The organism is Longitalea arenae, assembly GCF_016924755.1.
Classification (GTDB): domain Bacteria; phylum Bacteroidota; class Bacteroidia; order Chitinophagales; family Chitinophagaceae; genus Niastella; species Niastella arenae.
On record NZ_JAFFJX010000003.1, the window covers coordinates 457,423 to 483,578 of the forward strand.

Annotated in this window: 22 protein-coding genes; 12 read left to right on the forward strand and 10 right to left on the reverse strand. The window is 47.2% G+C overall.

Annotated elements, in window-relative coordinates; all coding sequences use genetic code 11:
* Positions 1-15: 15 nt before the first annotated feature.
* Complete coding sequence (locus JT717_RS10515; RefSeq protein ID WP_205510161.1) at positions 16-1,383, reverse strand: baeRF7 domain-containing protein; 1,368 nt, start codon at positions 1,381-1,383, stop codon at positions 16-18.
* A 257-nt stretch (positions 1,384-1,640) separates the two neighbouring features.
* Positions 1,641-4,079 carry an alpha/beta hydrolase family protein gene (locus tag JT717_RS10520; RefSeq protein WP_205510162.1) on the reverse strand — a complete coding sequence of 813 codons (2,439 nt, stop codon included), beginning with the start codon at positions 4,077-4,079 and terminating at the stop codon, positions 1,641-1,643.
* Between the two features lie 178 nt (positions 4,080-4,257).
* Between JT717_RS10520 and JT717_RS10525 the strand changes: the two genes are divergently transcribed.
* The 6 genes from JT717_RS10525 to JT717_RS10550 all read left to right on the forward strand — a co-directional run bounded on the left by JT717_RS10525 (position 4,258) and on the right by JT717_RS10550 (position 11,268).
* Complete coding sequence (locus tag JT717_RS10525; RefSeq protein WP_205510163.1) at positions 4,258-4,809, forward strand: RNA polymerase sigma-70 factor; 552 nt, start codon at positions 4,258-4,260, stop codon at positions 4,807-4,809.
* Positions 4,810-4,894: 85 nt separating this feature from the next.
* Complete coding sequence (locus JT717_RS10530) at positions 4,895-5,317, forward strand: lipocalin family protein (protein ID WP_205510164.1); 423 nt, start codon at positions 4,895-4,897, stop codon at positions 5,315-5,317.
* Positions 5,318-5,386: 69 nt separating this feature from the next.
* Positions 5,387-6,343 carry a FecR family protein gene (locus tag JT717_RS10535; protein WP_205510165.1) on the forward strand — a complete coding sequence of 319 codons (957 nt, stop codon included), beginning with the start codon at positions 5,387-5,389 and terminating at the stop codon, positions 6,341-6,343.
* Positions 6,344-6,406: 63 nt separating this feature from the next.
* Complete coding sequence (locus tag JT717_RS10540) at positions 6,407-8,986, forward strand: TonB-dependent receptor (protein ID WP_205510166.1); 2,580 nt, start codon at positions 6,407-6,409, stop codon at positions 8,984-8,986.
* 3 nt (positions 8,987-8,989) lie between these two features.
* Positions 8,990-9,880: a DUF4249 family protein gene (locus JT717_RS10545; RefSeq protein WP_205510167.1), complete on the forward strand. Its 891-nt coding sequence runs from the start codon at positions 8,990-8,992 to the stop codon at positions 9,878-9,880.
* 77 nt (positions 9,881-9,957) lie between these two features.
* Positions 9,958-11,268, forward strand: coding sequence for a M23 family metallopeptidase (locus JT717_RS10550; protein WP_205510168.1), 1,311 nt, complete (start codon positions 9,958-9,960; stop codon positions 11,266-11,268).
* 1,022 nt (positions 11,269-12,290) lie between these two features.
* Here JT717_RS10550 and JT717_RS10555 read toward each other — a convergent pair.
* The gene (locus JT717_RS10555) at positions 12,291-14,042 is read right to left on the reverse strand and encodes an alpha-amylase family protein (protein WP_205510169.1); all 1,752 of its coding nucleotides are present in this window, start codon (positions 14,040-14,042) and stop codon (positions 12,291-12,293) included.
* An 84-nt stretch (positions 14,043-14,126) separates the two neighbouring features.
* Here JT717_RS10555 and JT717_RS10560 point away from each other — a divergent pair, with 84 nt between their 5' ends.
* Entirely contained in the window at positions 14,127-14,732 is a 606-nt protein-coding gene (locus tag JT717_RS10560; protein ID WP_205510170.1) for an alpha-ketoglutarate-dependent dioxygenase AlkB, read from the forward strand.
* 43 nt (positions 14,733-14,775) lie between these two features.
* Positions 14,776-15,492 (forward strand): tellurite resistance TerB family protein, encoded by a 717-nt coding sequence (locus tag JT717_RS10565; protein ID WP_205510171.1) that lies wholly within the window; start codon positions 14,776-14,778, stop codon positions 15,490-15,492.
* Positions 15,493-15,839: 347 nt separating this feature from the next.
* On the opposite strand, the gene JT717_RS10570 is transcribed toward JT717_RS10565, so the two are convergent.
* Positions 15,840-16,577 carry a hypothetical protein gene (locus JT717_RS10570; protein ID WP_205510172.1) on the reverse strand — a complete coding sequence of 246 codons (738 nt, stop codon included), beginning with the start codon at positions 16,575-16,577 and terminating at the stop codon, positions 15,840-15,842.
* A 150-nt stretch (positions 16,578-16,727) separates the two neighbouring features.
* Positions 16,728-17,090 carry a winged helix-turn-helix transcriptional regulator gene (locus JT717_RS10575; protein ID WP_205510173.1) on the reverse strand — a complete coding sequence of 121 codons (363 nt, stop codon included), beginning with the start codon at positions 17,088-17,090 and terminating at the stop codon, positions 16,728-16,730.
* Between the two features lie 95 nt (positions 17,091-17,185).
* On the opposite strand from JT717_RS10575, the gene JT717_RS10580 reads away from it, so the two are divergent.
* The 3 genes from JT717_RS10580 (at position 17,186) to JT717_RS10590 (ending at position 18,535) form a co-directional block, all read left to right on the forward strand.
* A complete protein-coding gene (locus JT717_RS10580; protein ID WP_205510174.1) occupies positions 17,186-17,716 on the forward strand; it encodes an NAD(P)H-dependent oxidoreductase in 531 nt (176 codons plus the stop codon).
* A gap of 244 nt (positions 17,717-17,960) precedes the next feature.
* Positions 17,961-18,320, forward strand: a complete 360-nt coding sequence (locus tag JT717_RS10585) for a hypothetical protein (RefSeq protein WP_205510175.1) — start codon at positions 17,961-17,963, stop codon at positions 18,318-18,320.
* Positions 18,317-18,535 carry a hypothetical protein gene (locus JT717_RS10590; RefSeq protein ID WP_205510176.1) on the forward strand — a complete coding sequence of 73 codons (219 nt, stop codon included), beginning with the start codon at positions 18,317-18,319 and terminating at the stop codon, positions 18,533-18,535. The genes JT717_RS10585 and JT717_RS10590 overlap by 4 nt, the downstream gene beginning before the upstream one ends.
* Here the strand turns inward: JT717_RS10590 and JT717_RS10595 are convergent, their stop codons facing one another.
* The 4 genes from JT717_RS10595 to JT717_RS10610 all read right to left on the reverse strand — a co-directional run bounded on the left by JT717_RS10595 (position 18,536) and on the right by JT717_RS10610 (position 24,577).
* On the reverse strand, positions 18,536-20,935 hold the full coding sequence (locus JT717_RS10595; RefSeq protein ID WP_205510177.1) for a TonB-dependent receptor: 2,400 nt from the start codon (positions 20,933-20,935) through the stop codon (positions 18,536-18,538).
* A 1-nt stretch (position 20,936) separates the two neighbouring features.
* Positions 20,937-22,322 carry an HTTM domain-containing protein gene (locus JT717_RS10600; protein ID WP_205510178.1) on the reverse strand — a complete coding sequence of 462 codons (1,386 nt, stop codon included), beginning with the start codon at positions 22,320-22,322 and terminating at the stop codon, positions 20,937-20,939.
* A complete protein-coding gene (locus JT717_RS10605) occupies positions 22,267-23,391 on the reverse strand; it encodes an imelysin family protein (protein ID WP_205510179.1) in 1,125 nt (374 codons plus the stop codon). Before JT717_RS10605 ends, JT717_RS10600 begins: the two co-directional genes overlap by 56 nt.
* An 82-nt stretch (positions 23,392-23,473) precedes the next feature.
* On the reverse strand, positions 23,474-24,577 hold the full coding sequence (locus JT717_RS10610; protein WP_205510180.1) for a DUF4856 domain-containing protein: 1,104 nt from the start codon (positions 24,575-24,577) through the stop codon (positions 23,474-23,476).
* 244 nt (positions 24,578-24,821) lie between these two features.
* Between JT717_RS10610 and JT717_RS10615 the strand changes: the two genes are divergently transcribed.
* Positions 24,822-25,808 (forward strand): SDR family oxidoreductase, encoded by a 987-nt coding sequence (locus JT717_RS10615; protein WP_205510181.1) that lies wholly within the window; start codon positions 24,822-24,824, stop codon positions 25,806-25,808.
* A 17-nt stretch (positions 25,809-25,825) separates the two neighbouring features.
* On the opposite strand, the gene JT717_RS10620 is transcribed toward JT717_RS10615, so the two are convergent.
* Entirely contained in the window at positions 25,826-26,086 is a 261-nt protein-coding gene (locus tag JT717_RS10620; RefSeq protein ID WP_205510182.1) for a hypothetical protein, read from the reverse strand.
* Positions 26,087-26,156: the final 70 nt, after the last annotated feature.

Here is a 26,156-nt window from a genome sequence, read left to right on the forward strand (position 1 = left end):
TTGGTTGGGCATCCATCAATACCTGAGAATAGCGGCCAGTTCACCCTGTTCCGGCATTTCATTGGCCTCCAGGAAATATACTTCGCCGCCGTTCTGGATGGTTTTGATCACAGCTTTATCGATAAGATCATCCACTGTCTCTGATTCATTATCCAGAATATCCAGTTTGTTCTCCTGTTCATTAAAGGTTCCCCAGATCCTGCTGCCCTTTCTTACAAACAAATGAGAAACTCTTGAATAATAGGTGGCCGGTATAATTACACCTACATTGGTAGACGTTAATTCAGTGGCTGATTTGTTCCCATAATCTTCGAGGGCCCGCATTAATGGCTGATCGAAGTATGGTTTCATCACCTGCATGGCTTCTTCATACAATTCATTGTCGTTCTGCTGGTGGTGATTACCGGTCAATGCTTCGGGCCAGATGTATTTATAATCGGATACCGACCGGTAGATGGGGATCAGGAAGTCCTGCCCCGCCAGTAATAAGGGCACCGTTTCGCGGTTAAGATGCGTTTGCCAAATGGTATCGTCCACCTCTTCCAGGTAGATCGCAATATTCTCTTTTTCATCCGGCCGGCCTGCACCTAGTCCGTGAAAGTTCGCGGCGGGACCTGCTTTCCCTGCCGTTCTGAAGACACCATTACCACCTTTTTCTTCTACCTGTACCACATCATCTACACCGCTGGGCAATTCTTCTACCTGCAAATGCTCAATACCTATGGCATCGGCGCGGTAAAAACGGGGGAACTTTTTGGCAATGTCGAGTATGTAAAAATATTCAGATCGAACCATAAAAGGAACCAGCGGGCTCACATAAAAAGATGTATTCACGCGAACATGTTGTATCAATGGTGCGCGCAGTTTTAGATATTTAAAAAAGCCATCGGCTATATATACCGCCAGTCCATGATTGAGTGAACGCCAGAACTTGTCTTCCCGTAAGAGATCGTAACCGGGCTTCAACATCTTTTTGATAAGGATCGTATCCGTTCCCTGGTCATTCAGGATCTTTTCAGCCTGCTGTAAGGCGCTTTTGAATACGGTCATATCAACCTGCTCATTCACTTCCACACCCGCTTTATGCGTAGGCATCAGGATACTGATACAGGGCGATTGTTCATAACTTGCTAGTTCAATAAAAATGTCTTTTGTCAGATCACCAACCAGTTCTTCCGGCTGGGTTTTCGTTACCTCCTCTGTATACGTTTCGTTTCTACTCTTGTTTTGTGTTGATTCAGTCTTTGAAAAATCCTCACCCTTGCTGGTATTTCTATTAGGGTGCCGAACCGGCAGATCAGCGGGAATTTCCGGCTCGCTTTTATTCGCACCGGAGGGCTTTCCTTTGCCGGGGTGAAATTTACCTTCTCTATCTTTTCCCATACAATATTGTTTTATGGTAAGACCTCAATAAATATACCAGCGACCATTACAAATCAATATGCTATAACCGAAAAGCGCTTGCAAAAAATGGGGTTTTTATAGCCCATTTTGTTGCATCCCCGGCGCCATGCCAGGCTTGTGTATTCAGCCGATCATGGCAATAAGAAACTTCAGTGGTGGAACGGCAAAACTGGCGGGGACGCCCCAAAAAAAATGGCATCCTCAGCTGAGGATGCCACCGGGTCATCGATCATTAGTTAAAATCCTTTTTTGCCGCCTCCTTCTTCACTCCCCCTGCCTGCCTGCTTCACATATTTTTCCAGCCAGGCATTTTGCTCATACAGCATGTGCAGCAGGTTTTCCCTGGCCCTGTAACCATGCGCTTCATAAGGCAGGCTTACAAAACGAACCGTGCCGCCATGTCCTTTAACGGCATTGAACAGGCGCTCACTTTGAATGGGAAAAGTGCCGGGATTATCATCCATTTCACCGTGGATCAACAATAAAGGCGTTTTTATTTTATCGGCATAACTGAAAGGGCTCATCGCCGCATATAATTCGGGCGCCTGCCAGTAAGTACGGTCTTCATTCTGAAAACCAAATGGCGTAAGGCTGCGGTTATAGGCCCCGCTCCGCGCAATACCTGCTTTGAACAGGTTCGTATGCGCCAGCAGGTTGGCGGTCATAAAGGCGCCGTAGCTATGTCCGCCAACAGCAACCCGGTTACGGTCACCTACACCCATATCGGCCAGTTTATTGATAGCGGCTTCTGCATTCATGCGCAGCTGATCGATGAAATTATCATTGGGCTTTTTATTGGCATCCGTAGCAACGATCGGCATCTCCGCATTATCGAGCACCGCATAACCTTGTGTAACCCAGAAAACAGGTCCCCCATAACTTACCATGGTAAACTTTTCTTTGGTGCCGCGCACCTGCGCCGCATCGGCAGCAGAATTGAATTCGCGGGGATAGGCCCACATCAATACAGGAAGCGGACCATCTTTTTTGGGATCATAATTTTTTGGCAGGTACAGGTCACCGGTGAGGTCGACACCATCGGCTCTTTTGTAAAAGATCTTTTGTTTGTGAATGCCTTCCAGCTGGGGATAGGGATTGGTAAAACTGGTGATAGGCTGATCTGCTATCCGGCGGATCAGATTCTTAATATAATAATTCGGCATCTCCTGCTGCGACTCCCGGCGGGTGAGCAGTACCAAATTATCGGCATCCAGCACTTCTACCACCGTTTCAAAAGAACCTTCCGGGCAACGCCAGATAATATCATTTTGTTTCGTGCTGAGATCGAATTTGGCAATAAAAGGCAGGTCGCCCTTCGGTGAACTGCCAACGGGATTATTCATCAGCATTTTGGTATCATTATCGATCAGCTTTATTACCGGGCGGCCATATTTATTCTTCACGGTAACCGGCGTGCCAGGGTTCCCGTAAGCATCGGTGGTATTTCTTTCCATCAGGGTTTCCAACCGGCCGCTGGCAGGATCATACCCGCTGAAGCGTACGCTTTGTTTGCTTTGCAGGCGTTCAGTGACCAGGGCCATTTTTTCGTTGCCCCACAGTATGCCGCCAAAGCGCCAGCTGGTCTTGAAAAGCGCTTTGGGCTCAGCGGTAAAAGGAGCGCTCAATGAATATACTGCATCATGAAAATCGGTCTTGCTTTTGTAAATACCACTATCGAGCGGTGTGCACCAGACAAGGGTAGCCGCTTCATCATCGCGCCACTCGAATCCACGGGGTGCATTTAAGACATTGTCATATCCTGAAGGCGATAGCTCTGAAGAAGGCAGGGTGGCCACCACTTTCACCACCTTACCGGTAAGATCGGTAATGCGCACCGTTGCATTGAAACCATAGGCCGGCACCAGGTAAGAGAATGGTTTGTTAATGGTGCGGATGAGTAAATATTTTTTATCAGGTGAACAACTGAAAGAACTGTAAATGTCTGGTTTACCAATATTGCTTTCCACACCATTCACATTTTTCACCAGTTGCACCGTGCTGTAGAATGCAAAGAGTTTTTCATCATAAGGAGACCTGATAAGATCCTGGTAGGTACGGCTGGGCGCCACCTTACCGAGGTTCTCCTGGATGGCGGGGCCGGAAGGCATCAGCGACTTGACGGGCGCTGCTGAGGCTGGTTGTACGATGGTCTTATACAAGAGGGTATTGTTATCCATCCACAGCAGGTCAGTGCCCAGGATCAGGTTCAACGGGCGTTTATTCACTTTGGTGGCTTTCCGGCTGGCCACATCGATCACGTACAGGTCAACGCTTTTGCTCGTCGTATTGGTAAATGCGATCTTTTTATCATCGGGGCTCCAGCTTATATTCGCTGCCAGCATATTGGCAGGCAGGCCGCTCACCGGGTATTCTTTTCCCGCTTTAATGTCTTTTAGCATGAATTGATTGATGAAGTTCTGGCGGCTCGGTGCAAAATTATTGGGGTTGATCCGCTGGCCGGCCAGCTTTAACTCCGGTTGTGCCAGTTCTTCTACAGATGGATAACTGTTGCGTTCCATCAGCAGCATCCAGGCGCCTTTTCCATCTACACTTACTGCAGGGGTGGGTTTGGCCAGCAGCAATTCGGCCATTTCCTTAGGTGGTTTTTTATACCCTTCCTGCGCAAAACAAAAATTTACTACAAAGTAGCTAACCAGTAGCAGCAATTTTCTCATGTATGAACTTTTTAAAATAAAATATATGAATCTGACGGCAAAACGCCGGCAATCATGCACGACCCAACCGCAAAATGTAAAGTAAAGAAAAAAGGGTGAGCCCTGCCGAAAGGTTGGACGCTGCAATAGGAAAAAGACCGTATTTTAGTTCAAATAATCTACCTGCGAATCTGCCTTGATGTATATTGACCATCCTTCATATGAAAGATTTGAACAGCTTTTCAGGGCGCATTATAATGCATTGGCCAACTATGCGTATTCTTTCCTAAAGAATAAAGAAGACGCAGAAGATGTGGCGCAGGAAGTTTTTATTAAACTATGGAAGAAGAAACCGGCGGTCATGTTTACCGACCAGGTTAAATTCTATTTGCTCACAGCTACCAAAAACGGCTGTATTTCCTTATTGCGCAAACAGGCGGGCAAATATATGGTTGAACCGGAAGGGGCGCAGCTGGCGGCCACTCCTGACCCGCAAGCCACCACGGAGGCCGACATCAACAAGATCATCAGCAAGGCCCTGGCGCTCCTGCCGCCACAATGCCTGGTCATCTTCAAGCTCAGCCGCTTTGGGCAGCTCAGCTACCAGCAGATCGCCGATGAACTGGGACTTTCCGTAAAAACCGTCGAAAACCAGATGGGCAAGGCATTGCGTATTTTACGGGATTATGCCAAACAAAATAACGTACCCTATATCGTGCTCTTTTATCTGGTGAGCCATTATTTAAAATAAAGTCGGGTGCCGGATAGGGGTTTTAAAAAAACGCTGCGTTTCTCCCCAAACAACAGTAGTTATTTAATAACCCAAAGGTACAGTTATGAAAAAGATCTGTGTTATTGCATTATGTATTTCAATACTTATTACAGGGGGTTGCAACCGGAACGATGACCTGCAGCAATTTGCAGCCACCAGGGCCATGTTGCTGGGCAAATGGCAGCTCGATAAAAGCATAGAGGAATATTACAAACCGGTACCTGTTCTACAGGAACGCGAAGAAACAAGCGGCACCACCGGCGACACAGTGATCTTTAAAAACGACAATCTGGTGTATGCCTACAGAACCCTGTCAACAGGTGTTGAAGAAGAAATATTCGAATATACGCTGGTAAACGACAGCACGGTGATCATCGACGACGAAGCATGGCGCATAAGGCAACTGACCGCACATGAGCTGACCCTATACCAGGAAGAAACCGAAAACGATGAAAGGGACATAAGAGTCGGTTATTTTATAAGATAACCGTCCGGTTATCTTTGCAGGGACCTTCGTCTTCAAGGTGTTTGTTTACCGGCCATTAAATATACAGGTATGAGTGAAGACATCTACAATCTGCTGGCCAAACATTTTACCGGCCAAACCAGCGAAGCGGAAGCAGCTGATATCCGGCAATGGTTAAACGCCAGCGCGCAGAACGAGGCTGATTACCGCTTGCTGGAAAAGTTATGGCATCAGTCAGCCGAACAGGAGCCCATCGACTTTGATACCGAACTGGCATTACAAACAGTTTCTGCACAACTGCAGCCCGCAAAAACCGGCTGGATCATTACCCTCGGCAGGGCCGCCGCCATAGCGGCCGCTCTTCTGATAGGCTTGCTGATCTGGGAGCTGTTTAATGCAAACAGGATGCGCATCGTTGCAGCCGATACCGCCGTAAAAGAAGTGAAACTCGAAGATGGCAGCCGGGTTTACCTGCGCCAGGGGGCTGCCTTGCATTACCCCGCTCATTTTACGAACAGCAAACGCGCGGTGGCATTGACGGGCGAAGCATTTTTCAGTGTAGTGCGTAATACCGCTTCGCCTTTTATCGTGAACGCCGGCCCCGCGCATGTAACGGTACTGGGCACCAGCTTTTCGGTCATCAATGCAAACGACTCTGTGCAGCTGATCGTAAAAACGGGGCTGGTAAAATTCAATGCAGCGCATGATACGGCCAGCAAGCTGCTCGTATCAGCCGGGGAAAAAGCGGTATATGGGCAGAACCGATTGCAGAAGGCCATGAATACCGACGTGAACTTCAACGCCTGGCAGTCGAAGCAGCTGGTGTTTAAGAATACCCCATTGCAGCAGGTAATGGCTACCCTCAGCAATTATTACCAGGTAAATATGATACTCAACAGGCAGGATTCAGCTCAACTGGCAGGCACTACCATAACGGTTACCTTTAATGACCAGCCATTGACGAAAGTGCTGCAGGAACTATCCCTTATTACTTCATTCAACATCAAAGAGGAAAGCAACCGGCAGTACATCATCAGCGCCCGCTAAACCGCAGTTTGTAGATCCGGCGGCATAGGGCACTACCTGTTCCCAATCTTAAAAAAGGAAATCATGCGGCTATTCATCGCGTTCCTATTGCTCTGCGCTACCTGCCAGGGCCAGATGCTGAAAAGGCCGGTCAGTTTGCCACGCCTTACCGGCACTACCGGCGAGTTGCTGGAGCTATTGAACCAGCAACCGGGTGTTCTTATCAATTACAGTTCATCCGTTGTAAAACTGGCCAAACCCATTCGTTTGAGCGGACAGGAAAAAACAGTGGAAGATGTATTGATCGTCATTTGCAGAAAACAGCCTGTACGATTTGTTGAACAAACAGATAAGATCATTTTGGTGGCCGACACCAGTTCGCAAAAAAAATATACCATCAGCGGTTATGTTTCCGCGAAAAAAACCGGGGAAAGGCTGACCGGCGCCTCCGTTATTATTCCAACACTGAATTCCGGCACTACAAGTAATACCTACGGCTTTTTCTCCATTACCCTGCCCGCCGGCACGATCCCCATGCAGGTATCTTATGCCGGTTATATTACGGAAGAACAGCACGTACCATTAACATCAGATGTTTCGTTGAATATACAGCTCGACATTCGCGACCAACCGAATGAAACCGTGATCGTACAGGCCGCCGGTAAAAAAACTGCCCCCGAAGGATTTGTTTCAGGCAAAATGAATCTCACATCGGCCTTTGTAAAATCAGTGCCGGCCTTATTGGGTGAATCAGACCTTTTAAAGACCATGCAGTTATTGCCCGGGATCCAGGGCGGTTATGAAGGCACCAGCGGCCTGCATGTGCGAGGCGGCAGTGCCGATCAAAACCTCATTCTGCTCGATGGGGTGCCGGTGTACAATACAACCCATGCCTTTGGCCTCTTCAGCATTTTCAATGCAGATGCCGTTCAAAACGCAGCTATCGTGAAAGGAGGTATACCTGCCAGTTATGGCGGCCGCCTCTCTTCGGTAGTAGATGTACAGCTGAAAGAAGGCGATAAATACCAGTTGCATGGCGAGGGCGGTGTTGGACTCATCTTCTCGAAGCTCACCCTGGAAGGACCCATACAAAAAGGAAGATCCTCATTCCTGGTCTCCGGCCGCAGAACCTACGTAGACCTCTTCCTGCGCCCTATTCAGGCTATTAACAAGAGTGATATAAGGATGAATCCATTCTTTACCGATCTGAACGCAAAAGCGAATTTCGAAGCCGGCAAAAAAGATCATATTTATGTGAGCTGTTACCTGGGGCAGGATAAATTGCTTGCGAAAGAGGAAGCGGAAGGAACGAACTACCAGGGCCGTTATGATTCCTATAAAGGCCGCGACGGATTTTCCTGGGGCAATATGACCGGTATGCTGCGCTGGAACCATGTGCTGAACAAAAAGACATTTTCGAACGTAACAGCCACGTACAGCCGGTACAGGTTCAAAACGATCAGTTCCTACGAAGAAAAACTCACTGATCCCGATCACTTTTACCAGGAAAAGAATGTTTACCACTCATCTATCCGTGACTGGGGCATCCGGGCCGACCTGGATCATCTGCCATCCCCCAACCATTTTATTAAGACCGGCCTCTCGGCCACTTTTCACAGGTACCAGCCCGGCAGCAGTTATTTTTACCAGGAAGCCAATGTGGTACTGAACGATACCCGCGTCAACTATGCGGCATCCACTTCCGGGGAATATGATGTATATGCTGAAGACGATATCCGTTTGTTACCGGGCATGAAAGCCAATATCGGTATCCGCCTGAGTCTGTTCCATGCACAAAAAAATGGGTTCACTTCTTTGCAACCCCGGTTCAGTTGGTTATACCAGCTGAAAAAACGCTGGACCCTTTCCGCCTCTTACCATGAAATGAACCAGTTCATTCACCAGTTATCGAACAGCAATATCGGCTTGCCTACCGATCTATGGCTGCCCGTGACCAGCCGGGTTCCACCCCAAAAAGCCCGGCAGGCATCGGCGGGTGTCAGTTATCATCATAAACAGGTATATAGCTTTGGTATGGACCTGTATTATAAAACCATGAAAAATGTCATTGACTATATCGACCAGTCTGTTTTCTTCAACGCCTATGATAACTGGGAAGATAAAGTGACCACGGGCAAGGGCCGGTCATACGGCATTGAATGGTCGCTGCAAAAAACGAAAGGGAAGTTACAAGGCCTGGCTGCTTATACAATAAGCAAAAGCACGAGGCAGTTTGACGATATCAATGAGGGCCGGTCATTTCCCTTTTTATTCGACCGGCGGCACGAAATAAAACTGGCCGCTGTCTGGAAAAGGTCGGCCCGCTTTGAAGCAGGCGCCAACTGGCTGTATACTTCCGGCCGCCCCGTCACCCTGCCGGATGAAAGCTATTATGACCCTTATACCTGGGAACTGATCGATGTATACAGCAGCCGCAACAATGTGCGGCTGCCCGCCTATCACCGGTTAGATCTGTCGCTCAAATTCATTAAACCGAAAAAACATTATACCCGCACCTGGCTGGTGAGTATTTACAATGCGTATAACCGGTTCAATATCTTTTACCTGGATGAGATCAGAAGAAATGATCAAAACACCTTTCATGTAAAAGCAAAAGCTGTTTTCCCGATCGTTCCTTCGATCAGCTACCAGTTTAAATTTTAGTCTATGTTACGAACACCCCTTATATTGATCTTATTGTTTTCGTGCTCCCGCACGATCGACATCGCATTGCCCCATACGCAAAAACTGGTGATCCATGGTTATATAGCCGTAGGCGACCGGTTCATGGTTAGCATCGACCGCACGGTAAACACCCAGATGCCCGATACGCAGCGTTATATTAAGAACGCCTGGGTGGCGCTGTATGCAAATGATGTTTTTATCGACAGCCTGCTCTTTTATCCACAAGAGAAAAAATACATCAGCCGGCAAGCCAGCGCCGAACCCGGGAAGACCTATACTATAAAAGCAGGCGCCCCCGGTTATCCAACTGCGGAAGCCACTGCCGCAGCAACGGCCCCGGTGCCTACCCTGTCGGTGTCGCATATTAAAAATGCCCGGCTCGATGATGTTGGCCAATTCCTGGATGATGTACAATTCAGTTTCCAGGACCCTGCAGGAGTTAGCAATTATTATCTTACCTCATTACATGCCAGCACACATGCCGGCATTAATTTGCTGTGTGTATATGCTGCAGATCCGGCCATCGACCGCAAACAGGCAGATCTCTTACCTACTGGTGAAGGTAAATGTATCGAACCCAAGCTCATCCTCTTCAACGATCGATCATTCGATGGAACGACAAAAACGATAACCCTCAGCGCCTGGCCAAGAGCCCTGGAAACAATTCGCGACGATTCAGGTGTTGTGCACAAGCCTTATTTAAAAAGATACGCTATTAGTGAAGTTTGCTATAAATATCTCAAAAATATAAGCAGCCAGGACTATGAACTGGGTTTTCCTTCTTTGAAGGTACCAGCTACGGGCATCGGGAATGTCAACAATGGTTATGGTCTGTTCACCATCTTTTCAGTAATAACCGATTCATTGCCCTGAATAAGCTGGCGGTATGTGATTTGCAGACCAGTAACAATACCATCAATTATGTATTGCAGGCTTTAATTAACAGGAACATGCGTGCAGTTGCTTTTTACTGTATAGTGTTTATAGCGGCGCTGGCATCCTGCCACCCATCACAGCCAGGTTTATTCGGGAAAAGAACGCCCCATGAAACCTACCGCAACAGTCTTGAAAAGGCCGGACTGGAAAAAACCCGGCTGGGAAAATTATGGATCGCTGCAGCTGATAAAAGTTTGGAAAGCCCTTTGCCTGTTAGCATTCCTTATAAAGAAACCGGCTATTTTGAAATGAATATGCCAGCAGCCACCAGTTATCTCTTTTCAGCGAAACGCGGAGATCAGGTGACTGTACACGTTAATACCAATCCCGTCTCGGGCATTTTGTTATTTACCGAATTATGGCAACCGGTAACAAATGGCCAGCCGAAGTTGCTGGCGGCAGCCGATACTGCTACCGGAAGCATCTCTTATGAGATCACGAAAGAAGGGTCGTATATCGTTCGGCTGCAGCCTGAGCTCTTGCAGGGACTGGCCTATACGGTCACCATAAACACTGCGCCATCCCTGGCCTTTCCCGTACATAAAAGCGGTAATCCCCGCATTATAAGTATCTGGGGGGCCGACCGCGATGCGGGGGCCAGGCGCCATGAAGGCATCGACATCCAGGCGCCCCGTTTAACGCCAACATTGGCCGCTGTCAATGGAATGGTGACCAATGTGAGCGAAAACAAACTGGGTGGTAAAGTGGTGTTCCTGCGGGCCGCTGGCAAAGGTTACACCTTGTATTATGCGCATCTTGACCAGCAGCTGGTACAGGCGGGCCAGTCGGTACAGGTGGGTGATACCATCGGCCTGATCGGCAATACCGGTAATGCCAAACATACCGTGCCCCACCTGCACTTTGGCATTTATACCATGGATGGGCCTGTGGACCCATTACCGTTCGTTAATCCACGGCGGGAGCAAGCGAAGGAAATACGCACAGATACCACAAATCTTCGAAAATACGCCCGCACAACAACGAATACGGCATTTTATACTGAAGCCTCCGGCATCAGGAACCGGCAGACAAACCTGCCCAAAGGAAGCATCATTAAACTACAGGCGGCTACCGATCAATTCTATAAAGTGCAATTGCCCGATAGTACCATTGGACTTGTAGCGGGTTCCGCCATAAGCGTTTCGCCTTTGCAACAGCGACGTTTGTCTCAGGTACTGCCCTTATTAAACGCGCCCGACAGCAATGCTGCCGTAAAAATGCCCCTGGAAAGCGGCAGTACGGTGAGTTTATTAGGCGCCTATAAAGACTATTTTTTCGTCGAATGGCAGGATAAACAGGGATGGATCCGGAAGCAAATCAACTGAAACTGGCCCGGCTTAATGCCCTGAATGCGTTCAACCTTCCTCATAACTATGTGTGATTATGAGTCACTTGCACCTAAAATCATTGAACGATCCATACCAGTTTATTGAACAATCAATAACAGTTTATTGAACGATCCATACCAGTTTGTTGAACAACCTGGTATGGTTTATTGAATACTAGCACCCAATTCATTGAACAATCAGGTATCGATCATTGAAAAATCAGCGGAGTTTATTGAACAAACTGAACCTGTTTGTTGAACAAACCGAACCTGTTTGTTGAATACTCAGAACAATTTTTTGAACGATCTGACCCCATTTCTTCAACGATCAACCCCTGTTTATTGAACGATGTAACCATATATTTGAAATCCAGGCGCTGTTTATTGCATTCCTGGAACAGATCCTTCAACGATCTGTGCTGTTTTTTCAACACCTCACAGGAAGTGGATACAGTTAAAGTGGCAGGTTTGGTGGATAATTGTAAAGCTCCTTTCATCGCGGCTTTGGGGTCGAAGCCCGTTTAGGGTTTGCACTAATTCAAAAGCCTCTTTAAGGGTTGGGTGATTCAGGGTTTGCGGTTCGCGGGTTTGGGGATCCGGCATTTGGGGGGATTCGCGGGGTTGCGGGTATTTCTAAGCCCCTTCAGAGGGTCTGGGGGTCGGGGTTTTGGGGCTGGGAGTTCTGGGGTTTGGCGGTAAAGAAAAAAGGTCCTCTGTAGAAACAGCCGACCTCTAACGATTGCTTGCCATATGAAAAAAAACCTAAGTCTGTTTTGTGTGAAGCTTTTGCTTCGTGGTAGCTCCTTCTTTTCTGCTCCTCTTACCGTGCTACCGTTGTTGATGATGTAAAAGTACATTGCCGCAGAGCACCTTCAAAAGCATGTTTTTACTGGTTTTATGATCCCAAAGCTGCTAAATAAATGGCAAAACCCTGATCCCGCAAAGGTTTCATTGAATTTCAGCATTGGTCTCCAGCCGGAAAAAAAGCTTATTGTTTTTATCATAATTGCTGCCGCTGGCCTATTTAACAAGCTCAAACCAGCCATATCCATAGCCATCTATATGCAGCTTCCATTCTGTTTTACCGGTTTCGATCAGTGCGCCCCTGTTAATAACTGGTTTTGCAACAGCATCCTTCAATACACTGTCGCCGGCGCGAAAGGCCTGTGCTGCTCTTGAAAAATTAATTACACTCAACAGGCTTTTTCCCTGCCAGCTATATACGATACCAAAAATATATGGATTGTCAGTTTCCAGTATTTTCCAGCTGCCCGCGCCTATTTCGGGGTGCTGCCGTCGCAATTGTACCATGTAACGCGTCCAGTTCAACAGGGAGCTGCTATCGCCGTTTTGCAAGGCTACATTCCGTTTGTGAAAAGAATATTCCCCGCTGTCAATCACCGGTCTTACCGGCCTGGCAGCCATAGAAAATCCGCTGTTGCGTTCGGCTGACCATTGCATTGGCGTTCTTACAGATTCCCGCTCTTTCAGCTCCTGATCATCGCCCATGGCAATTTCATCACCATAACGCAGCACGGGTGTACTGGGCAAACTAAACAGCACCGCATAGGCCAGTTCCAGTTTTTTGCGGTTATCGTTCAACATGGGCGCCAGCCTTCTTCTGACGCCGCGGTCATACAATTGCATGCTTTGCTGCGGACCCATGGAATCGTACACGGTCTGTCTTTCTTTTTCGCTCAGGCGCCCCAGGTCAACCTCATCATGATTGCGCAGGAACTGTCCCCACTGGGCAACAGCCGGAATATCTGCCGTTTCTTTCATGGCCCTGATCATGGGCGTTGGGTTCTCATTGGCAAGCGACAAAAACAAATGCTGGTTCACAAAGAAGTTGAACATCATGTGCATGCCATCCCCTTTTTTACCAAAGTAGTCCTCCTGCTCTTCAGGCAGCACATTGGCTTCCCCTAAGATGACCGCATCTTTGCGCAGCGATTGCACATAATGCCGCAGGTTAGTAAGCATCTCGAAACGATGTTCGAATTTATCGCCTTTCGTTTTCGGAATTTCTATATAAAACGGAACACCGTCGAGCCGGAAACCCGCTATGCCCATGTCCATCCAGTGTTTAATTATTTTTTTGATCTCCTGCTCCACCCCGGGGTGCTGGGTGTTTAGATCGGGCTGAAATTCATAGAACCGGTGATAATAATATTGCTTCACAGCCGGCGCATAGGTCCAGGTGCTCTTTTGAACGCCGGGAAATACCATACCAGTATGTATATTGTCGGGCTTCGTAGCCGACCAGATATACCAGTCATGATAGGGAGAGCGCAGGTCCTTGCTGGCCGCTTTGAACCAGGGATGCTGATCAGAAGTATGATTGATCACCAGGTCCATGATCACCCGCATATTGCGCTCTTTTGCGGCCGCCATGAATTCCCTGAAATCGGTAAGGGTGCCCAGTCTTTCGTCCACCGTATAATAATCGCTTACATCATAACCGTCATCCCGGTTGGGCGTGGGTTGAAATGGGGCCAGCCAGACAGCGTCTGCGCCCAGGGAATCAATATAACCCAGCCTGCTGGTCAAACCATCAAAGTCACCCACCCCATTATTATCGGAATCTTTAAACACCTCTACATCGAGGGTGTAGATGACACTGTTCTTATACCACAATAAACCCACAGCATCTGCCTGTCGTGTGGAACCCGTTTGCTGCAACTTATTTTTATCATGGCCTGGTTTTCTTATCAACCAGAATATCAATCCGGTGACAACCAGGATGATAACAATCAATATTCCTTTTTTCATATGATAAAATCCGGCTTGCGGTGCCGTATGTGTACAATTACGATACCACGCTGCTGGCGCATTTTTAGCATATAAAAATTGGTAATGCCAAAGCATACTATAAAGCTTAGCGCGATGAATAGCCTGTTAACATTATTTGATCAACCGCCCCTGCTCCCGGAAGGATTTCATTACACCCCGGAATTTATTACGGTAGAACAGGAATCGGAATTACTGGCAGTTATTGAGCAGCTGGAACTGCATGCCATGGTATTCCAGGGATATACCGCAAAAAGAAAAGTCGCCAGCTTTGGTTACGATTATAATTTCACAACACGGCAATTGACCAAAGGCCAGCCGATACCCGGCCAGTTCGACTGGCTGATCGATAAGGTAGCGGCTCAGTTAATGATCAGCCGCGAACAAATTGCAGAATTGCTGGTCACAGAATATCCCATGGGCGCCGTGATCAACTGGCACCGCGATGCGCCGCCTTTTGACCGGATCGCAGGCATCTCACTGGCAGGGGATTGCATATTTAAATTAAGGCCGTACGACAGATCATTACGAACAAGAAAGTCCAGCATCTCTTTCCCCGTGAGGCAAAGATCTCTATACATCATGCAGGGGCCGGCGAGGAGCGACTGGGAACACAGCACAGCGCCGGTAACAGCAACGCGTTACTCAATCACTCTTCGAACACTTGCCTGATGCGCTGGCATGAATTTTAAAGCTCATTACTCAAAATTCATATATGGAAACCTCAACCGTTTTAGAAGGTTATAGCGACCAGGAGAAAGGCGCTTACCTGGGCGCCATTGCCTCCATTGCTACTGCAGACCGGCATGCTTCGGAGGAAGAGCTGCAATCTCTTGAAGCCCTCTGCGATGCGGCCGATATTTCTGAGCAACAGAAACAAGCGGTGATCCAGGCAGCGAGCGAGTTAAGCGGCGAAGAGCTCAGGAAATGCCTGGATATCTTAAAGAACAGCGACCTCAAATATTCCCTGGTAGCAGATCTTATCGCATTTGCAAAATCCGATAACAATTACGGCCAGGAAGAGCAGCAACGGGTACAGGAAATTTCGCAATACCTGGGGGTTGACCAAAAGCAATTTTCATTACTCAATGAATTTACCGATAAAGCAACTGCTGCTAAGGATGTACCGCCCGAAGAAAAGGCAAAGCCATCCTTTTTATCATCGCTTGGTTTAACGGAAAAGCTGAAAGGCGCGGGCATTAATTCAGGCAATCTTATGAAAGGGTTATTGGGCATCGCAGGACCTTTGATCCTTGGCGGAATCGTCTCCAATGCGCTGCGCCGTCGAGGCCGCGGAACTGGTATGCTGGGCGGTATGGGCGGCATGATGGCCGGTGGTGGATTGGGTTCGCTGATCGGCATGTTAAGCGGCGGAAGAGGATTCAGGAATAGCGGCGGTTTATTGGGAAGGATCTTTGGCAACCGCTTCTAACGAATGAAGGTAGGGCTAAAAAGAAAAAAGGTCCTCTGTAGAAACAGCCGACCTCTAACGATTGCTTGCCATATGAAAAAAATCGTAAAATCTACTTTTATTTGAAACCAGATAACCAATTTATCCCTTTCACTTTTCTTATCCTGTTATCTCTTTGTTTCTGATGTAAAATTACATCGCGGCCTCCCTTCCTCAAAAGCATGTTTTGGACTGTTTTATGATCCCAAACAGCACAATTGGCCTGTAAAACGCTGGCCGGGCAAGGGTTTTATCAAATTCCGGCATTGGTCTCCACCGCTTTAAACCATCAGAAAACAGGCGTTATTTTATCTCATCAGCCGGAAAATCTACTGGTAAGTATAGGTTTTCACGATTGTTCTGCCATCACTGCCGGCTGCTGTTTCCTGGTGAAGCCTTTTGCGCTCATCGTACAGGTAGCTGTGTTCAATTTGAATGGTTCGTCCATGGCGGGTAGCATAGGTATGGGTAGGCAGCTTCGCCACAAACGGAAAATAGAATGGCTCCAGCTGCACGGTATTTTCATGCACGGAATCGTACCGGTAGGTAGTCTCCGCAAAACTCTCCGAGACCTTCGTAAGTGTTCCTTTCAGATCGTAAACGTAATTGGTGGTGTTAACCAATACCGGCTTCGAAATAAGGTAAGAATGTATGTATTCCTTCTTTTTTATGAGCCTGTTCTCTTCGTCATAAAAATACCTGAACGAAAGGGTGTCGTTAAGCTTATATTGATAGGCGCTGTCAACCAGCGAATGGCTGTTCAGATAATAGGTGCTGTGTTCCGTTACTTTATTGCCTTCAATCTTTTCAAATGTAAATTCATCATCATGCTCGTAGGTATATTCCTGGCGGTAACCGGGTCTTGTTACGGATACCAGGCTGCTTAGCCGGCCCGCGGCATCGTAATTAACACTATACGTTTCTACCGTACGGCCTCCGACAGCGGTAATATCTTCGGTATAGGTCTTTAACTGTTGGGAACCCGTGCTGCTATTACCTGTTGATTCCTTTTTACAGGAAGCATTTACTACAAAAAAAGCTACCAGGGAAAAAGTGATCGTTTTCATGTTGTCAGGCTTAAGGACTTCAATTAACCGCCGCGAAACTATAAAAAATTATGAATCAGGGCCGGTGAAACTAATAAGCGTGTTGTTTTGGGCTTTTTTCGTGCAGTTTTCGCCCAAAAACGCACCATAGTATAACGGCCGCACAGGCTTTTAATTATTCCCGCTTTTGAGATGTTTTATCCCCCACTCTTCGAGCAGCTTTAAAACAGGTTGCAGTCCTTTACCGCTTTCAGTAAGCTCATATTCTACCCGCAGGGGCACTTCTGCAAAAACAGTTCGTTTTATGAGCCTGTTCTTTTCCATTTTTTTCAACTGAAGCGCCAGCATACGCTCGGTGATCCAGGGTAAACGCTTTTTTAATTCACCAAAACGCAGTTTGCCATTGATCAAATGGCAGCAAATGGCCAGGGTCCATTGACCGCCAATGATATTTGCGGCATAGATCTCCATACACTCAGCCGCAAGCGCTTTCTTATTCTCATTCTGTGAAGATGATTCTTTTACTCTGGTCATACTTACAAAAGTTATAGTACCCTACAATCGGATGCTGCCTTACAGGCAATTCCGTTTACTGCTAAATTTGTCTGCAGCTCAAAAAAGATAACAGCATGCAAACCTTAATAGTTGTGATCCATCCCAATTTAAACAAATCGGTTGTTAATAAACGGTGGATGAACGAATTGAAAAAACACCCGCAAAAATATACCATCCATGACCTGCATAGCGAATACCCCGACGAAAAAATTGATATTATAAAAGAACAAAAACTGATCGAGCGCTTCGACAAAATTGTTTTTCAGTTTCCTTTTTACTGGTTTAATTGTCCACCCTTTTTTAAAAAATGGCTCGATGATGTATTGACCTATGGCTGGGCTTATGGAAGTAAAAGCGGTTATAAGCTGCAGGGTAAAAAAATTGCGCTGGCGATATCAGCGGGCATCGATGAAGAAGAATACAGGGCGGACGGCAAATACAGGTACACCATGAAAGAGCTCACCGCCCCTTTTGAGATCACCTTTGAATATGTAAAAGCAGCCTACCAACCACCATTTGTATTTTATGGCATGGAACATAATGCCCGGGCAGACAGAATTGAAAAAAGTGTTGGCGACTACCTGTCGTTCCTGGAATCTTTCTAACATGGGAACGGTTGCTGCCAAAGAAAAGCCCCGGTGTGGAAACATCGGGGCTTCAGTTAAAGTACTGATCAGTGTACTATTAAAACAATTGAACTGCCCGAATTGACTAAAGCCTTTTTCATATTTCCGACAAAAACGTCAGCGGCGGCCCGGCAGGCCTTGCGCATTTTCCTACAGCAGCCTGATTGATAAGCAGTTATTTTTAACAATATGCCGGGGTTCGGTTTTTGCATTTATAGTAAAAATGGCGACGGCGACAGAAAATATTGAATTATACGAACAACAGACAAAAAGCGGTACTACCGATCCATTTCCTTACGACCGGCTGATGATCCATTACCGCAAACAGAAAGAATATAAAAAGGAATTGCAGCTGATCAATCAGGCGCTAAAGGTCTTTAGCGAGCGATTGAAAAAACAGACTAACCAGATCTTTGAAGGGGCAAAGTCGCGCACCGCCAGTAAAAAACTCATGGAAAAATTCGGCAGGTCCGTGGGATTGATGGATAAAAAAGGAAACCTCAAAATGCTGCCTGAACCGCTTGCCCGCTGGACCAAGAGAAAACAAACGGTTCAGCAAAAGATCAAAAAAGTAAAAACATGAGCCAGGCATTTGTAAAAGAAAATGATGAGCAGTGGCTGCATGAAATTCCACCCACGCTCACCGCGCTGATCAACTATCTTACGCGTGAAAATAATGGCGTACGGGTTTATGAAACCAAAACCAGCACCGACACCGCAGGAAAAAGCCTGCATCATATGAGCAATGGTTTGATCTATTTTGTAAATGATCAATCGCAGTGGGAAATAAAGTGGTAGCTACAAACTGAGCTGAACAGTAAAATACCCATTCCGCTTGTCTGCCGGTATGATCCCAGGTCCGGGATAACCATCGGCCCGCCGCGTAAAATATTTTTCATCGGCAAGGTTGTTGATACCGGTAAAAAAGGCCAGGCTTCTCCATTTATAACTTATACTAAGATCTAAAACGCTGAAGGCAGGAATAGCGCCATCAACGGCCGTTGGCGTGATCTCGGTGTTAGTAGCATCTGAATACTGTTTGCCCTGGTACGCATACTGCAAAGAAATATTGAAATGCGGATCGGCAAAGCTGATGCCGCTCCTGAATACAATGGGCGGAACATTCTCTACCAGTTTGTCTGCAATAGCGCTGTTCTTGGTGTTGATATACCGCGCATCGATCAATGAAAAGCTGGTATACAGGTTCAGTCTGTATTTTGATTTCATTCCAAATGCTTTCAGGAGATCTCCATCGAGCAATACCTCGGTTCCTATATTGCGGCTATCGCTTACATTGGTACGCAGGCGGTAGGTCATAAAACTGGTATCCCGGGTAAATACCGAGCCGATACGGTTATTGTACTTCAACAGGAAGACACTGAGATCGGCATAGAGCCAGCCTTTATAATTGCCCCTGAAGCCCGCATCGATATTATAACCGTCTTCATCTTTCAGCTCAGGATCTACTTTGGCATTGGCATTAACAACCCTTATGTCGTTAAAATTGATGGAGCGGTAGTTCTGCGAAATATTCGCATAGAGCTCGGTGCCATTTGGAAACTTCCACGAGCTGCCGAAACCCAGCAGAACAAATGAACGCGGGTTCGACTTATCTTCCAGGATCTTTTCATCGGCTATGAAAATATTCCGCTTGTAATAGTAACCATTGGCCTTTGTATTGATATGTTCGAAACGGATGCCGGGCGTAATACTCCAGCGGGGTGTTAACCGGAATACATTCTCTGCAAAAAAGGCCAGGTTATTGCCGGGAAAACGGAAAGCTGAAGCATCCGGCTCTTCCCCCTCAAAATCGAAATCGGCGCCGCTGCCATCATTGCCCCTGCCCTGCCGGCGGTCGGTCAGTCCCTTATACCATCTGCCGCCGATAAGCAATGTGCTTTGTTTATGTAACAAAGCGTAATCATGAATAAAACGCAGTTCCGAAGCGTAATTGTTATAATCGTCAGCCAACAGATCCCGGTTGCCGCCATTATCAGGGCGGTTGATATAAGTGAGCACGCCCAATGCATCGCGGCTGCCCTGTAAGGTATAATTCCGCCAGTTCAAACGCGTATGTTCATTGAACTGGTAATCGAAGAGGAGGCTCACCAGGTTCCAGTTAACGGTAAACCAGTTACGGGCCCTTACTGATAAGGAAGCATCTTCCTTAAACTGTTCATCGGTTAAACCACCCGGCTGCTGGGCCAGGTATTTCATCAGGGTATATTCGCCTGTCACCTTAAAGCGAGGCGTAAGATTATAGGCCAGATGCACATACGCATTGTGCTGATCATAATGGCTGTTGGGCCGCCAGCTATCGCCTTTTTTATACTGGTAAAAGGTATAATAATTCAATTTGTTATTAGCAATGGTGCCCCCCAGGCTGTTGAATGAATTAAAGAATCCAAAGGAGCCGATGGTCTGCCTGGTGGTAAACCGCCATTTCTCCTGTTTCGGTCCTTCCTTCATTACAAAGTTCACGAGCCCGCCAAACTGCGGACCGTACTGTAAGCTCGCTGCGCCGCGTACGATCTCGATGCGGTCAAGCGCTTCGGTAGAAGGCGTATAATAACTTTCCGGGTAACCCAGCGCATCGGCGCTTATGTCGTATCCGTTCTGGCGAATATTGAAATTAGACGACCGGTTGGGACTAAGTCCGCGTCCGCCGATACCTAACTGCAATCCGCCATGATCGTATTCCCAGATATTCAGGCCGGGTATACGGGCATAGATCTGCCTGGTATTATTGGTAGCCAGGTTGGCATTGATATTTTTCAGGTTGATCAGCTCCGTTTTCTTGCCGGCATAGATCGCCGTGCCTGAAACATCCTGCAGTTTGCCGGAGGCCGACTCGCCTTTTCTCCCCGCGACAATTACATTTTCCAGGCTGGAAACTTCTGCAGGCTGAAGCGTAATGTGCAGGCTTTCATTGGAAGTGGTAATATGTACAGGTATAATCTGGGTAGCATAGCCTACATGGGAGATCTTCAATGCATAACTTCCTGTATCCAATTTGGAAAATCGGAAGAAGCCATTTTCATTGGTCATTCTTTGTATACCGGATGGCAACAAAACTACCGTGGCCTGTTCAGCCGCTTCCTGCTGAAAACGCACGGTTCCGCTTATCGTAAAGGAACCCTGCGCCATAGTAGTTAACATACAAATCATACCAGTAACGATACCAAACAATTTTTTCATCTCAGTTAGCTGCTTTATACGGTAAAATCCATGGGTAATGTTTCCAGCTGAAGCGTTCTGCCGCCAGGTTCACACTGGAATCAATGAACAGGCGCGAACCAGCGCCGTTGAGGGTCACATATACTTCCCCGTATACCCGGGGTTGCGCTATACCTCTTTGGGCATACGTATCTGCCAGGAAATGGGCATAGCGCAGGATCATATCAGGCTGCGTGCTCATCATTTTTTCCTGCAAAGGCGTAAGGAATTCGGCATTGTTCACGGTATAAAACTGTTTTCCGGTTTTATCCTTTACCGTGAAATAGGCCGCCCCTGCTTTTTCCATCAACATAACGCGCCAGGAAAAGCGGTATCCTTCTTCGGTCCAGAACAAATGATCAGGATAGAGCAGGAAACGTACAGGAACCAGACATTGCAGCCCAACATACACCAGCATTATTCTATACAGCCATTTCTTATAGGTAAACGTATAGGCGGTTACAATGTGACCAGACGCTTTATAGCCGGGGAGAAAAGATAATAACCGCTCATGAAAAGAGCTGGAAAAAAAGATCAGGCTGCTAACGATCATCACATAGGGGAACAAACCAATGCCCGGAAAGAAGATGGCGGTGGAAATGTGAAAGATCAAAACAAAAGCATATGCCGATAACCTTGTGCTGCGGTTCAGTAAAAAAAATACAATGCACAGATCATACAGGGCGCCAAACCATGAGAAAAGGTAAGCCACCCAGTCTTTATACATCAGGGCGCCAACGATGGGAAGATGGCTTTTGGCCGGTAACCAGGTCTTCATGGGTTGCGCATCGAGCAGCCAATCGGGATTCAACTTGGCCAGGCCGGCGAAGAAATAAACCACTCCCAGCTGAAAGCGGATGATGCCGATCGTCCATGCGGGCACCAGTAAGCGCCTTTTAGCGGGTTTTATTAAGACATCTATAGCATACAGGCGGTTGGCGGGTAACCATATCATTAAAAAAGCTACCAGGCTTATAAAATAGTAGTGATTCAGATAGGTGGTTACATCGATCAGCTCTACATAGGTGAAGCAAATAAAGAAGAGCACTGTTGCCAGGCGGTACAAGAGACCCACTGCGATCATCAATGCCGTACAGGCGATTATTGAATACAAGAGATACATGCCCGGCCTGCCGAATGGCTGCACCCATTCGAAACCCCAGTATGTAAAATGAAAGGAGGGCGAAACATACACCGCATCTACCCAGCCGCGCCACCAGAAACGAAGCGTACTGACAAACATGAGTAGTCCGAACGCTATCCGGAAGGTGATGAGCGGTGTTATGGAAACGGGTTTCTCCCAGCTTTGCCTGTTAATCGCCATCATTGTCCATAAATGTGATCTGAACGCCTGTAGCCGATGCCACATCTGTTTTTATTAAAGTCAAAAGCTTCTGGATCTCCTTATATGCTTCTTCGACTTTGGCAGGTTGCGCCGTAATTGTAGTAGACAGCGGGTCAGGTAACATGTCAAGCTTTGATATAAGAAGATCAAACTGTGCTGTTACCTGGCTGGCAAGCTCCGCTTTGTCAAGCGATATGAGATAATCTGACAATCCTTTACCACTGCCATTGGCGGTAAAGACCTTTTTCAGGTTCCGCATACTTTCCTGGGCCAGCGCGGCCGAATTACCGGCGAAATACGCTTCTACTTTGGTGGGAAAGGCAATTCCATTCGATTGTTTGCCAAAGGGCCATCCGATGCGGGGTCCCTTTAGTACATCCAGCTCATAGGCCATGGCGTTGATCATATTACCAATAGGACTTCCCACATTGGTCCTGGTATTGCTGATGAATTCAGTACGGTAGGCCGTCCAGTCCGTATTAATCCTGTCGACCAGCGATTTCATGCGGTGGATCACATCCTTTGCATATTTAACCCGGTTCGCAGTATTGGTATTGAATTTCGCAATGGCGTTCGGCCCGAAAAAGAGGTAATTGAGCGCGGCAAATCCCTGCGCATAAAATGAGTTGCGTACATAAAGGGAAAGATCGTAACTGCCGGAACTGATATTGTTCTCGATCGTAGTGCTGTCGATAGAAAAACCAACCAGCTCGCCATTGCTGGCAAAATTATAATCGAGGCCACCGTTATAATTCAAATATACTTCCAGGGAGGCAACCACGGCCGGACCCAGGTTATATGCTTCTACCCGGGTATATTGCAGGTGCAACTGTTTGTAGGCTTCCAGCAATGCCTGTTGATTGGCCGTGCTCCTGGTATCGAGGAAGCTGTTGGCAAGCGCCTGGAAACCGTTCACCTTCTCCTGCAAGGATTGATAGGCAGGAATGATCAGCTGATCGGCATAGTTAGTGAGCATGGCGGTCTTGTCGAATCCATTGTCATTACCGTTGTCATCACCATTGCCTGATTTGCTGCAAAAAACACCGGCAGTTATCACCGTAGCAGCCAGGAATCCCATGAATGCTTTTTTCATTATACAGCTATATTAAATGTATACAATGCGTAAAACTCCCGGTACAAACCGGGAGTTTTTAATTTATCTGTTGCTCAATTTATTAAGGTTGCAGTTGTCCATACGCTGCCGTCAGTATCTGTTGCGCCTGCTTTAATTTGGTAAAGCTGGCATCGTTGATAAGTGTATACAGGTTTGGATTGGCCCCAAGGATACCGATAAGGCTTTGATAAGCCGAAGCGCTCAATTTGCTGTTGGCCGGGCGGTAGTTTAATGCAATAACAAAGCCGCAACCTTCAGACAGTTCATGTAACTGGTCAGACTTATTGGTTTTTGCCTGCGGACTTGTTACATAATGATAACAGGCGGCAGCGATGGTCTTTTCCAAAAACTCTTTGATGGTGGCGGCGGCTGCATCCCGGCCCTGGTAATCTTTGGCGGCAATTGCAGCCCGGCCTTTGCGGAAGGCTTCGAAGACAATACCGCCTGCTTTAATATATTTACCTCTTTCGGCAAAATAGCCGCCTATAGCAAGCGGTCTCTTGGGATCGGTGCTCGCATACGCTTTTGACGTATCGTAGTCGGTAGCGATGCCCACATAGCCGAATGCCATATCCCATTCATGCTGCATGGCAGTCCCTTTTCCAGGCGTTACTGTATTGTTATCGGCATTGGCAGCAGCATCGAGGTGCTGGATCACTTTTGACAATACCATAGCCCCCATCATGCCTTTAGCAACAAGCTGGTTGAACTCGATACCGGCATGATTGAATATACGGTTGCCTTGTTTCCCGGCTTTACCTTCTGAACCAGCTGTATTATAGAACTGGCTTATTTTAACCATTGAGTCGGCCAAAGCCTTTATGATAGCAGCATCAGCTGTTCTCGATGCCAGATTGAATCCGGAAGCATTCAACTGCTGAGGCGTATTAGGCAGGTTTGAAATGAATTCTGCAGTAAAGGCGTTATTGGTATTATTCCATAAATAATTCACGGTATCCTGGCTAAGCTGCCGGGTAGCGCCCCTGCCCAGGTAGAACTGAAAGCCCTGCCACATGTTCACAGAAGCAGTCGCTTCCGCAAATTCCGCATTGTCGAAATTGTAGGTGCCGGGTACTGTATAAGAAGGAGCATCGTCGTCTTTGTCGCAGGAAGTAATAAAAACGGCGCATGCCAAAGCAGTTAGTGTCAGTATCCTTTTTTTCATGTTGATGGGAAATTTTATGCAAAGGAACAGGATGGCCGCTTCCTGCCTTTACGAGAAAAGGAAATCGGTTTACTGGATCGGGAAATATATTATCAATTAATACTAATTGAAAAAAAGGAGATGTGATACGCAGGATGGCCGTTTGAGGTTGCCTGGCAGCATTTAATATGTCAGAAAGTAAATTTCGCCCCTTCCAGCCCATTTTTGGCTGGCGTATTTCTTGTATAAATTAAGATAAAAGTCTATGAATACCAGTCTACAAGCAATGAGTACCAAAACAGTTGTGATCACCGGCGCCAGCAGCGGCGTGGGCAAGGCCATGGCCCTGGAACTGGCCCGGGAGGGAGCAAAACTGGTGTTGGCGGGCCGCAGAAAGGATGCCCTGGATGAACTGGTGGCAGAATGTAATCAATTGGGCGGACTGGCCCTGGCAGTACCTGCCGATATGCGTTCACTAGACGCTATTCACCAGCTCGCCTCACAGGCTTTTCAGTTCGGGGGCTCTATCGATGTGTGGATCAATAATGCCGGGGTACTGGCAGCAGGGAATTTAGAGGAGATACCTGCGGAAGTAAATGAAAGTGTTATAAGGACGAATCTGTTGGGATATATCCATGGTGCGCATACGGTGCTGCCCTACTTTAAGGAACAGGGTTATGGTATTTTGATCAATAACATCTCTGTGGGTGGCTGGTTTCCGACACCCTATGGAGCTGCCTATACTGCCAGCAAATTCGGCCTGCGTGGTTTTTCCGAATCATTGAAAGGTGAATTGCAGGATTATCCTGACATTCATATCTGTGATCTGTATCCGGGTTTCCTGGATACACCGGGTATACAGCATGCGGCCAATTATACCGGAAAAATGTTGAAGCCAGCTCCGCCGGTATACGATCCCCGGAAAGTAGCAAGGGCGGTGGTGGCGCTGATCAATAATCCCCGGCCACAAAAAACAGTTGGCGCATCCGCTGTCTTCCTGCGCATGGCCTATATGTTATTCCCTGCTTTAACCCGCACTATTACCTCTTCGGTCATACGCACTTATCTTAAACAGGCAGCGCCGATGGAGCATCAAAGCGGTAATATTTTGCACACGGTTCCTTATGGCACCAGCGTAGATGGCGGCTGGCGTAAACCAATGATCCGGTCGATGAACACAAAAGCGGGTTTGGTGGCTGCAGGTGTGGCCGGTGTGCTTATCGGGGCTTTCCTGTTGGGGCGGAAAAGCTGAACGATGAAGTCAGGCACTTATTTCTTTTCCCAATTGTTTTGCATGGCCTTGTAAGATCTTTTCGAAACGGTCGATTTGTTCTTCGGCCTTGAAGTACCTTTTTTCTTGCGCGCATTGATATTATTGACCAGCGAATTTTTTACACCCAGTGTATTCTTTTTGGCGGCTGATTTTTTAGCCGCTTTCTTTTTGCCGGCGCTCTTTTTAACAGTCGCTTTTTTTGCTGTCTTTTTTGCCGGACGCGCTTTTTTCCTGGCTGCTTTTTTTGCTTGTGCCATAATTACTTTATTATAAATGAATGCAATTGACATTCCATAAAGTAAAATGGGCGTCCCTTATCAGCGACGC